This window comes from Streptomyces griseus (assembly GCF_900460065.1).
Taxonomy (GTDB): Bacteria; Actinomycetota; Actinomycetes; order Streptomycetales; family Streptomycetaceae; genus Streptomyces; species Streptomyces griseus.
Window position 1 is genome coordinate 1 of the sequence record NZ_UAVD01000055.1, and the last position, 11,186, is coordinate 11,186.

Sequence of the window (11,186 nt, forward strand, 5' to 3'; positions counted from 1 at the left end):
ACCCACGACGCGCTCACCGGACTGCCCAACCGGACCCTGTTCTTCGAACGCCTGGAGAAGGCCCTCACCGCACAGGAGGGGATCCGCTTCGGCCTCTGCTACCTGGACCTCGACGGCTTCAAGGCCATCAACGACAGCCTCGGCCACGCCGCCGGCGACCGCCTCCTGGTCGAGGTCGCCGACCGGCTCCAGAGCTGCGCCACCGCCCCCGGCGAGATGGTCGCCCGGCTCGGCGGCGACGAGTTCGTCGCGCTCACCACGGGACCGGACACCGCCGAGGAGGTGGACGAGCTGGCCGGCCGCATCCTCAACGCGCTCGCCTCGCCCATCCGCCTCGACGGCCGCGAGCTGACCGTCCGCGGCTCGATCGGCGTCGTCGAGGGGCCCTCGGGGGAGCGCAGCGCCGCCGAGGTGCTGCGCAGCGCCGACATCACGATGTACCGGGCCAAGGCGGCGGGCGGCAACCGCTACCAGCTCGCCGACGCCGAGGCCGACGCGCGCGCCATCACCCGGCACGGGCTGACCACTGCGCTCCCGGCCGCCCTGGACCGGGGCGAGTTCTTCATCGAGTACCAGCCGCTCGTGCACCTGGACGACGGCACGGTGCACGGCGCGGAGGCGCTCGTACGCTGGTGCCATCCGCAGCACGGGGTGCTCGGCCCCGACCGGTTCATCCCGCTCGCCGAGCACACCGGGCTCATCGTGCCGCTCGGGCGCTGGGTGCTGGAGGAGTCCGTGCGGCAGGCGAACTTCTGGCAGGAGCGGCACAGCGACGGAGGACCGCTGCGGATCAACGTCAACCTCTCGCCGACCCAGCTCCACCACCCGCGCCTCGTCGCCGAGACGGTCGACGTACTGGAACGCTCCGGTCTCGAACCGGGAGCGCTCTGCCTGGAGGTGACCGAGTCCGCCCTGATCGGCGCCGACGACGATCTTCTCAAGCCGCTGCGGCAGCTCGCGGAGATGGGCGTCGACATCGCCCTCGACGACTTCGGCACGGGCTACTCGAACCTGGCGAACCTGCGCAGGCTGCCGGTGAGCGTGCTCAAGCTGGACCGTTCCTTCACCCGGGGCATGCAGCAGCACCCGGCGGACCCGGTCGACCTGAAGATCGTCGAGGGCATCGTGTCGCTGGCCCACAGCCTGGAGCTGGCCGTCACCGTGGAGGGCGTGGAGACGGGCGCCCAGGCCGAGCAGCTGCGCCGGATCGGCTGCGACACCGCCCAGGGCTGGTACTACGCCCGCCCCGGCGCCCCGGACCGCATCCACTCCCTGCTGCTGGCGGACGCGGTCTGAGCCCCGCCGGGGCGCGGAGGCCCTTCGCGCCCCGGCGGTTCAGCCGGTGACCGGCCGCCGGTCCAGCAGCATCCGCTGGAGCTCGCGCGCGGCCCGGGGCGGGGCCACGTCACTGCGGTGCGCGAGGGCGATCGTGCGCCGCAGTCCCGCACCGGCCAGCGGAGTCCTCCGCAGGTCGTGGCCCGCCCGGGCGGCGGCCATGCTCGGCACCACGGCGATGCCGAGCCCCGCCCGTACGAAACCGAGCACCGCGTCCATCTCGCCGCCCTCGACGGTGAACGTCGGCTCGAAGCCCTCCGCCCGGCACGCGGCCAGGGTCAGCTCCCGCAGGTTGTACCCGTGCCGGAACATCACCAGCGGCGCCCCCTCCAGATCCGCGATCCGGATCCGGCCGCGCCGTCCCGGGGGCGGTTCCGCCGCCGAGGAGACCACCACCAGGTCCTCCCGCAGCAGCTCCACCGTGGTGAGCGCGGGCGAGGCGGCCGGCAGGGGGAGCACCACCAGCGCCAGATCGAGCGCCCCCCGCGCCAGCTGACGCACCAGGTCGTGCGAGCCACCCTCCTCCAGCAGCAGCCGCACCCCCGGATGCCGGTCGTGGAAGGCGCGCAGCACGTCCGGCAGCAGCCCGGTGCACAGGCTCGGCGTCGCCCCCAGCCGCACCCGGCCACTGCGCAGCGACACCAGCTCCTGGACCTCCTGCCGCGCCGTCTCCGCGTCGGCGAGGATCCGCCGGGCGAGCGGCAGCAGCGCCTCGCCCGCGTCGGTGAGGGTGATGTTGCCCCGCGCCCGGCTGAACAGATCGGCACCCAGCTCCGTCTCCAGCGCCCTGATCTGCTGGGAGAGCGAAGGCTGCGACACGTGCACCGCCTCGGCGGCCCGGGTGAAGTGCCGGGTCTCGGCGACGGCCACGAAGTAGGTGAGCTGCTGGAAGTGCATAAGCCGACGATAGCCTCAAACGATAGATGAGGCCTATGGAGATCAGCCGCGCCATGTCTTGGACTGATCGGCCCTCGCGCCTCTACCGTCGTGTCCATGGCATTGGCAACGCGGACGGACCGACGGCCGTCGATGACGCGTACGCTCTGGGACTCGACCGTCGGCAAGAAGACGATCATGGCCGTGACCGGTCTGGTCATGCTCGGATATCTCGTCGCCCACATGGTGGGCAACCTGAAGATCTTCTTCGGACCCGGCGAGTTCGACGGGTACGCCCACTGGCTCCGCACCATGGGCGAACCGGTACTGCACTACGAGTGGGCACTGTGGCTCGTCCGGGTGGGGCTGGTCGCGGCCGTCGTGCTGCACGGCGTCTCCGCGTACCAGCTGAGCCGGCGCGACATCAAGGCGCGCCCGGCCAAGTACGTCCACAAGAAGCCCCGGGCGAGCTACGCCACCCGCACCATGCGCTGGGGCGGGATCATCCTCGCGCTGTTCATCGTCTGGCACATCCTCGATCTGACGACCGGCACCGTGCACACCAGCTTCGAGGCCGGACACCCCTACCAGAACGTCATCGACACCTTCTCGACCTGGTACGGCAACGTCATCTACATCGTCGCCGTGCTCGCCATGGGCCTGCACGTCCAGCACGGTTTCTGGAGCGCCGCGCAGACCCTGGGCGTCGGCAACGCGACCCGCGACCGCATCCTGAAGACCCTCGCCAACCTCCTCGCAGCGGTGCTGACGGTGGGCTTCATCTCCGTACCCGTCGCCGTCATGACCGGAGTGGTGAGCTGACATGCCCGACTACACGCAGTACGCCACGGGCGAGCCCGTGGTCGACACGAAGGCTCCCGAGGGGCCCGTCAACGAACGCTGGGACACCCGCCGCTTCCAAGCGAAACTCGTGAACCCCGCCAACCGGCGCAAACACACCGTCATCGTCGTCGGCACCGGGCTGGCCGGCGGAGCGGCCGGCGCCACCCTCGCCGAACAGGGCTACCACGTCGTCCAGTTCTGCTTCCAGGACTCGCCCCGGCGCGCCCACTCGGTGGCCGCCCAGGGCGGTATCAACGCCGCGAAGAACTACCGCAACGACGGCGACTCCATCCACCGGCTGTTCTACGACACCGTCAAGGGCGGCGACTTCCGCGCCCGGGAGTCCAACGTCCACCGGCTCGCCCAGATCTCCGTCGAGATCATCGACCAGTGCGTCGCCCAGGGCGTCCCCTTCGCCCGCGAGTACGGCGGCCTCCTCGACAACCGCTCCTTCGGCGGGGTCCAGGTCTCCCGTACGTTCTACGCGCGCGGCCAGACCGGACAGCAGCTCCTCCTCGGCGCCTACCAGGCGCTGTCCCGGCAGATCGCGTCCGGCGGCGTCGAACTCCACGCGCGCACCGAGATGCTGGACCTGATCGTCGTCGACGGCAAGGCGCGCGGCATCGTCACCCGCGACCTGGTCACCGGGAAGATCGACACCTACTTCGCCGACGCGGTCGTCCTGGCCACCGGCGGCTACGGCAACGTCTTCTACCTGTCGACCAACGCCATGAACTCCAACGCCACCGCGATCTGGCGGGCCCACCGGCGCGGTGCCTACATGGCCAACCCCTGCTTCACCCAGATCCACCCCACCTGCATCCCGCGCACCGGCGACCACCAGTCCAAGCTCACCCTGATGAGCGAGTCGCTGCGCAACGACGGCCGCATCTGGGTCCCCAAGGCCAAGGGCGACGACCGCCCGGCCGACAAGATCCCCGAGGACGAGCGCGACTACTACCTGGAGCGGATCTACCCCGCCTTCGGGAACCTGGTGCCCCGCGACATCGCCTCCCGCGCCGCCAAGAACGTCTGCGACGAGGGACGCGGCGTCGGCCCCGGCGGCCAGGGGGTCTACCTGGACTTCGCCGAGGCCATCCAGCGCATGGGCCGCAAAGCCGTCGAGGCCAAGTACGGCAACCTCTTCGACATGTACCAGCGGATCACCGACGAGGACCCCTACACGGTCCCCATGCGGATCTACCCCGCCGTGCACTACACGATGGGCGGCCTCTGGGTCGACTACGACCTCCAGACCACCATCCCCGGCCTCTTCGCCATCGGCGAGGCCAACTTCTCCGACCACGGGGCCAACCGCCTCGGCGCCTCCGCCCTGATGCAGGGCCTCGCCGACGGCTACTTCGTCCTGCCCTCCACCATCAACGACTACCTCGCCCGCAACCCGCACACCGACACCGTGGACGCGGCGCACCCCGCCGTCGCGGAAGCCGTGGCGGAGACCGAGGACCGCATCAACCTGCTGCTCTCCGTCGACGGCGACCGCACCCCCGACTCCTTCCACCGCGAGATCGGCGAACTCATGTGGGAGTACTGCGGGATGGCCCGCACCGACGACGGTCTGCGCAAGGCGCTCGCCAGGATCCCGGAGATCCGCGAGGAGTTCTGGCGCCGCATCAAGGTCCCCGGCACCGGCGAACAGTTCAACCAGTCGCTGGAGAAGGCGAACCGCATCGTCGACTACCTGGAGCTCGCCGAGCTCATGTGCCTCGACGCCCTGCACCGGGCCGAGTCCTGCGGCGGCCACTTCCGCGAGGAGTCCCAGACCCCGGACGGCGAGGCCGAACGGCGCGACGAGGAGTTCTCCTACGCCGCCGCCTGGGAGTTCACCGCCACCGGCGGCGCCCCCGTCCTGCACAAGGAAGACCTCGTCTTCGAGTACGTCCACCCCACCCAGCGGAGCTACGCATGAAGCTCACCCTGCGCGTCTGGCGCCAGCAGAACCCCGAGACGCCCGGCGCCATGGCCACCTACGAAGTCGACAACATCTCCGCCGACATGTCGTTCCTGGAGATGCTCGACACCCTCAACGAGGAACTCACCCTCGCCGGGGACGAGCCCGTCGCCTTCGACCACGACTGCCGCGAGGGCATCTGCGGCGCGTGCAGCCTCGTCATCAACGGCGACGCCCACGGCCCCGAGCGCACCACCACCTGCCAGCTCCACATGCGCTCCTTCGCCGACGGCGACACGATCGACATCGAGCCCTGGCGGGCCTCCGCCTTCCCGGTCATCAAGGACCTGGTCGTGGACCGCTCCTCGTTCGACCGCATCATCCAGTCCGGCGGCTACATCTCCGCCCCCACCGGCACCGCCCCGGACGCCCACGCCACCCCGGTGCCCAAGCCGGACGCCGACTTCGCCTTCGAGCACGCCGAGTGCATCGGCTGCGGAGCCTGCGTCGCCGCCTGCCCCAACGGCTCGGCGATGCTGTTCACCTCGGCGAAGGTCAACCACCTCAACGTCCTGCCGCAGGGCGCGCCGGAACGCGAGACCCGGTCCTGGACATGGTGGCCCAGATGGACGAGGAGGGCTTTGGCGGCTGCACCCTGACCGGCGAGTGCGCCACGGCCTGCCCCAAGGGCATTCCGCTGCCCTCGATCGCCGCGATGAACAAGGAGTGGCTGCGGGGCGACCCGCAAAGTCCGCCGCTGACACGGGCCCGATCATCCCCGTACGGTTCCGATCGCGTCGGACCGTACGGGATCATCCGCGCACGGTCAGTGCCGCAGCGCCTTCGCCAGATACGGCGCCGTACGGCTCCCGGCCCGCGCGCCACCTCCGCCGGCGTCCCGGCCGCCACGATCCGGCCGCCCCGGTCCCCGCCCTCCGGCCCCAGGTCGATGACGTGGTCCGCGCCCGCCACCACGGCCATGTCGTGCTCCACGACCACCACCGTGCCGCCGGCGTCGACCAGGGAGTGCAACTGCCGCATCAGCACCTCCACATCGGCCGGATGCAGCCCCGTCGTCGGCTCGTCCAGCAGATACAGCGTGTGTCCGCGCCGGGTGCGCTGGAGCTCCGCCGCCAGCTTGATGCGCTGCGCCTCACCGCCGGACAGCTCCGTGGCGGGCTGACCGAGCCGCAGATAGCCGAGCCCCACGTCCAGCAGGGTGGTCAGCGCCCGCTCGGCGGCCGGCGTCCCGGCGAAGAAGGAGGCCGCCGACTCCACGGTCAGCTCCAGGACCTGAGCGATCGTCAGCCCGTTCAGCGTGACGTCCAGGGTCCGGGGGTTGTACCGGGCGCCGTGGCAGTCCGGACAGGGCGCGTAGGTGCTCGGCAGGAACAGCAGCTCCACCGAGACGAACCCCTCGCCCTGGCAGGTCTCGCACCGCCCACCGCTCACGTTGAACGAGAACCGCCCCGCCGTGTACCCCCGCTCCCGCGCCGCGTCCGTCCCCGCGAACAGCTTCCGCACGGCGTCGAACAGACCCGTGTACGTGGCCAGATTGGACCGGGGCGTACGGCCGATGGGCTTCTGGTCGACCTGGACGAGCCGGTCCACCGCCTCGAGACCGGTGACGGAAGCGCAGAACCGCTCGCCCGCCCCGGTCGCCTCCTCACCCGCCTGCCGGTCCGCCAGCACTCCGGCGAGCACCTGGCCGACCAAGGTCGACTTGCCCGATCCGGACACCCCGGTCACCGCGGTGAACACCCCGAGCGGGAACGCCGCGTCGGCCCCCCGCACATTGTGCCGCTCGACGCCGGAGAGCCGGATCCACCCGGTCGGCACCCGTGGCTCCCGCACGGGCGCGGGCCCCTCCTCGAACAGGAACCGCGCGTCGCCGACTCCGGCACCCGGGCGAGCCCCTCGGGCGGCCCGCTGTGCAGCACCCGCCCGCCGTGCTCGCCGGCCAGCGGACCCACGTCCACCAGCCAGTCCGCCCGCCGCACCACATCCATCTGGTGCTCCACCACGAAGACCGAGTTCCCGGCTTCCTTCAGGCGGCCCAGCACCCCGAGCAGCGCCTCGGTGTCCGCCGGGTGCAGCCCGGCCGACGGCTCGTCCAGGACGTACACGACACCGAAGAGTCCCGACCGCAACTGCGTTGCAGCCGCAGCCGTTGCAGCTCGCCGGAGGACAGCGTCGGAGCGGTCCGGTCCAGGCTCAGATAGCCGAGACCCAGCTCCGTCACCGTCCCGATCCGCGCCAGCAGATCGGCCGTCAGCACCCGGGCCGTCTCCTCGCCGCCCGCCCCCGCACCGGACAGCACCTCGGCCAGCGCGGACAGCGGGAGCCCGGCCAGCTCCGCGATGGTCCGCCCCGCGAAGGTCACCGCCATCGCCTCCGGCCGCAGCCGGCTCCCGCCGCACACCGGACACGGGGCGCTGGTCAGGAAGCGCTCCGCCTTCGCCCGCAGGGCCCGGCTCCTGGTGTCGGCGAAGGTGTGCAGCACATAGCGCCGCGCGCTCATGTACGTGCCCTGGTACGGGCGTTGGATCCGGCCCGCGTCCCGCACCGGATGGACCGTCACCACCGGCTGCTCGTCGGTGAACAGGATCCACTCGCGGTCCTTCGGATCCAGCTCCCGCCACGGCCGGTCGACGTCGTGGCCCAGGGCGTCCAGCACGTCCCGCAGGTTCTTCCCCTGCCACGCCCCCGGCCACGCGGCGATCGCGCCCTCCCGGATCGACAGCGAGGGGTCCGGGACGAGCAGCGCCTCGTCCGTCCGGTGGATCCGCCCCAGCCCGTGGCACTCCGGGCACGCCCCGACGGCGGTGTTGGGGGAGAAGGAGTCGGAGTCCAGTCGCTCGGCCCCCGGCGGATAGTCGCCCGCACGGGAGAAGAGCAGGCGCAGCGAGTTGGAGAGCGTCGTCACCGTGCCGACGGAGGACCGGGCCCCCGGGGCGGACCGCCGCTGCTCCAGCGAGACGGCGGGGGCAGCCCGGTGATCTCCCCGACGGCGGGCGCGCCCACCTGATGGATCAGCCGCCGGGCGTAGGGGCCACGGACTCGAAGTAGCGGCGCTGGGCCTCCGCGTAGATGGTCCCGAAGGCGAGCGAGGACTTCCCGGACCCGGACACGCCCGTGAACACGGTCAGGGGTCGCGGGATGTCGACCCGGACGTTCTTGAGGTTGTGCTCGCGGGCGCCGCGCACGCGGACGTACGGATCGTGGGGGGAGTGCATGGGCTCGGCTCCGTACGGGTGGGTTCTGACGCCTGACGGGACAAACAGTCCGATTCTAGGCGTCGGGGCCGGCGGCGGGCCTCCGGGATCCGGCGTCGGGCACCCGCTTCCGGCGGTGCGCCTCACGGTGCGCGGGCGGGTGGTGGTGAGGACCGTCCGGGAGTCCGTCGCTCAAGCGTGCGTCGTCGCGGAGCGCCTCACGCTTCCCGGCCTCGCCGGTCCCTCGTGGTGTGGTCCGGCGGCTGTCGGACGTCGAGGCTCCGCACCGGTCCGTCGTCCCGGTCCCGCTCCGGGGGCCGGACGATCCGGGAGAGCCGCCGCAGCGAGTCCACCAGCCCCTCCCGGTCGTACGTACTGGTCGTGACGAGCACCTCGTCCGCCCCGGTCTCCCGGATCGCCCGCTCCAGCTGACCGGCCACCTGGTCCTCGGTGCCGTGGACATGGCCGGTGAGCCCCTGCTCGTACAGTCCGCGCTCCTTCGCCGTCATGGCCAGGGCCTCGACGCGCTCGGCCGGCGCCAGCGGCGGAAAGTCCCCGCGCGTGCGGGCCTGGGCCATGGCCCAGGCCTCCGGCACGAGCAGCCGGCGGGCCGCCTCCTCGTGCCGGCGACGGCCACCGTGCCCGCGACGATCACCTCCGGCCGCTCGGCGCGGGCCGAGGGGCGGAAGTCGCGGCGGTACACGTCGATGGCGCGCAGCACCTTCTCCCGCCCGCGCAGGTCACCGATGACGAGGGGGAGCCCGGCGGCCGCGGCGACCGACGCGCCCTCCCCGATCGCGAGGACGTACGCGGGGATGCGCAGGCCCTCCGCCGGGCGGGCCCGCACCCCGGGGTGGACCTGCTGGGTGCCGTCGATCCAGCCGAGCAGTTCGGCGAGCCGGCCGGGGAAGTCCTCGGCGTCCTCCTTGCCGTGGCCGAGCGCCCGGCGTACGCCGTCGGAAACCCCACGGAGCGGCCGAGCCCCATGTCGATCCGGCCGGGAAAGAGCGACGCGAGCACGCCGAACTGCTCGGCGACGACCAGCGGCCGGTGGTTGGGCAGCATCACCCCGCCGGTGCCGACCCGGATGGTGGAGGTCGCCGCGGCGACGGCGGCGGCCAGCACCGTCGGCGCGGAACCCGCGACCCCCGGCACGCCGTGGTGCTCGGAGACCCAGAAGCGGTGAAGCCGAGCGCCTCCGCCTCCCGGGCCAGGTCGACGGTGTCGCGCAGCGCCCGGGCGGCGTCGTGCCCCTCCCGGGTGCGGGAGCGGTCCAGGACGGAGAAGCGGGTCGAGGCGATCACAGAGCTCACGCTCTCTTCACACCGTCGTCCTCCCAGGATTCCCCCATCGGCCCGGCTTCCCGCGCGCACGCCGCGCCCCCCGGGATTCCCGCGCGACGGCCCGGCGCCGCGAGCGCCGGGGTTTCCTAAGCTGGGGGAGTGGACACCGACGCACGGCCGCTGGCCGTATTCGACCTGGACGGCACGCTCGCGGACACCGCCCACCGGCAGCACTTCCTGGAAGGCCCGAAGCGCGACTGGTCCGGCTTCTTCGCCGCTGCCGTGGACGACCCGCCGCTCGCGGAGGGCGTCCGGATGGTGCTGGCGAGCGCCGAGGAGTGCCGAATCGTCTATCTGACCGGACGCCCCGAGCGCTGCCGTCGCGACACCGTGGCCTGGCTGAGCCGTCAGGGGCTGCCGGAGGGCACGCTGTTCATGCGGCGCAACGACGACCGCGCCCCGCGCGCCGGACGAAGCTCGACGTCCTTCGGCAGTTGGGGCGCAAGGAGCGGGTGCGCATGCTCGTGGACGACGACGAACTGGTCTGCGACGCGGCCCAGGTGGCCGGATTTCCTGTGGTGCGTGCTCTCTGGGCCGACCCGTCGGCGGCGCTGAAGGATGCCCAGGAACGCGAGGGGCGGACCTGATCAGGCGCTTTCGTCAAGCCGGAAGCCCACCTTGAGGCCGACTTGGTAGTGCGCGATTCGGCCATCTTCGATATGGCCTCGAACTTGATTAATCTCGAACCAATCGAGATTGTGCAACGTTTCCGCCGCTCTTGCTACGCCGTTCCGGATCGCCGCGTCGATGCCCTCCTCGGAGGTTCCTACGATCTCGGTGACCCGATAGGTGTGATTCGCCATTGTTTGTCTCCTCTCCTGTGACCACGTTGCATCAATCCGGGGTCTCCCGCGAGGGGGAGGATGAGGCGAATCGGTGCGGGTGTCCGTCTTGACCTTATGAATGGTCCATACCAAAATTCAGCCAACCACCCGTGCGAGCGCCGCCCGCAATCCCCCCACACCGGGTCCCGATTTCGTTGTGTCGTTTGCAGAAGGTGACCACGTGAAGAACCGCATTCTGGCCGGAGCCATCGCGCTTGTCTCGTCCGTCGCACTCGGCGGATGCGGCTTCATACCCGGCTCGGGCAGCGGTGACCGCACGGTGACGGTCTGGCTGATGAAGGACAGCGTCTCGCCCGGCTTCCTGGACAAGTTCACCCGCTCGTACGAGGAGGAGAACCCCTCCATCCAGCTGGACTTCAAGATCCAGGAGTGGGTGGCATCGGCCCCAAGGTTTCTCGGCGCTGGAGGGCGACGACGCCCCTGACGTGATCGAGGTCGGGAACACCCAGGTCGCGCAGTACGCGGAGAGCGGCGGCCTGCGCGATCTGACCCTCGAATCGATGCGCGACCTGGGCAGCGAGGACTGGCTGCCCGGCCTGGCCCAGCCGGGCAGCATCAACGGCGTGCAGTACGGCATCCCGTGGTACGCGGCCAACCGGGGTGGTGATCTACAACAAGGAGATCTTCGAGGGGGCGGGTATCGACACCCTCCCGAAGACGCGCGACGAGTGGATCGCCGTCACCGAGAAGCTCAACAAGGCCGGCAACCAGGGCATCTACCTGGCGGGTCAGAACTGGTACGTGCTCGCCGGCTTCATCTGGGACGAGGGCGGGGAACTCGCCGACGAGAACGGCGGCGACTGGCAGGGCGCCCTGG

At 71.4% G+C, this 11,186-nt stretch carries 5 protein-coding genes and 5 pseudogenes; 6 read left to right on the forward strand and 4 right to left on the reverse strand.

Annotated features, from left to right (window positions below; translation table 11 throughout):
• Positions 1-1,296: putative bifunctional diguanylate cyclase/phosphodiesterase (locus tag DTB53_RS33610; RefSeq protein ID WP_146777740.1), on the forward strand; the 1,296-nt coding region annotated here is incomplete at its 5' end.
• 39 nt (positions 1,297-1,335) lie between these two features.
• On the opposite strand, the gene DTB53_RS33615 is transcribed toward DTB53_RS33610, so the two are convergent.
• Positions 1,336-2,232 (reverse strand): LysR family transcriptional regulator, encoded by an 897-nt coding sequence (locus DTB53_RS33615; protein WP_012378005.1) that lies wholly within the window; start codon positions 2,230-2,232, stop codon positions 1,336-1,338.
• A gap of 132 nt (positions 2,233-2,364) precedes the next feature.
• Here DTB53_RS33615 and DTB53_RS33620 point away from each other — a divergent pair, with 132 nt between their 5' ends.
• The 3 genes and pseudogenes from DTB53_RS33620 (at position 2,365) to DTB53_RS33630 (ending at position 5,727) form a co-directional block, all read left to right on the forward strand.
• Positions 2,365-3,033, forward strand: a complete 669-nt coding sequence (locus tag DTB53_RS33620; protein WP_042495539.1) for a succinate dehydrogenase — start codon at positions 2,365-2,367, stop codon at positions 3,031-3,033.
• 1 nt (position 3,034) lies between these two features.
• Positions 3,035-4,984, forward strand: a complete 1,950-nt coding sequence (locus DTB53_RS33625; protein WP_012378003.1) for a fumarate reductase/succinate dehydrogenase flavoprotein subunit — start codon at positions 3,035-3,037, stop codon at positions 4,982-4,984.
• Positions 4,981-5,727, forward strand: a pseudogene (locus tag DTB53_RS33630) (succinate dehydrogenase/fumarate reductase iron-sulfur subunit). The gene DTB53_RS33625 and the pseudogene DTB53_RS33630 overlap by 4 nt, the downstream one beginning before the upstream one ends.
• A 65-nt stretch (positions 5,728-5,792) precedes the next feature.
• On the opposite strand, the pseudogene uvrA reads toward DTB53_RS33630, so the two are convergent.
• A pseudogene (uvrA, locus tag DTB53_RS33635) lies at positions 5,793-8,202 on the reverse strand (excinuclease ABC subunit UvrA).
• 197 nt (positions 8,203-8,399) lie between these two features.
• A pseudogene (locus DTB53_RS33640) lies at positions 8,400-9,494 on the reverse strand (MsnO8 family LLM class oxidoreductase).
• 129 nt (positions 9,495-9,623) lie between these two features.
• On the opposite strand from DTB53_RS33640, the pseudogene DTB53_RS33645 reads away from it, so the two are divergent.
• Positions 9,624-10,111: pseudogene (locus DTB53_RS33645) on the forward strand (phosphatase domain-containing protein).
• Here DTB53_RS33645 and DTB53_RS33650 read toward each other — a convergent pair.
• On the reverse strand, positions 10,112-10,327 hold the full coding sequence (locus DTB53_RS33650) for a dodecin (RefSeq protein WP_003964580.1): 216 nt from the start codon (positions 10,325-10,327) through the stop codon (positions 10,112-10,114).
• 202 nt (positions 10,328-10,529) lie between these two features.
• Between DTB53_RS33650 and DTB53_RS33655 the strand changes: the two are divergent.
• Positions 10,530-11,186, forward strand: a pseudogene (locus tag DTB53_RS33655) (extracellular solute-binding protein); the annotation flags it as partial.

Coding starts and splice junctions, on each gene's coding strand:
- DTB53_RS33615 (WP_012378005.1), bottom strand. CDS start 2,232: ATGCACTTCCAGCAGCTCACCTACTTCGTGGCCGTCGCCGAGACCCGG.
- DTB53_RS33620 (WP_042495539.1), top strand. CDS start 2,365: ATGACGCGTACGCTCTGGGACTCGACCGTCGGCAAGAAGACGATCATG.
- DTB53_RS33625 (WP_012378003.1), top strand. CDS start 3,035: ATGCCCGACTACACGCAGTACGCCACGGGCGAGCCCGTGGTCGACACG.
- DTB53_RS33650 (WP_003964580.1), bottom strand. CDS start 10,327: ATGGCGAATCACACCTATCGGGTCACCGAGATCGTAGGAACCTCCGAG.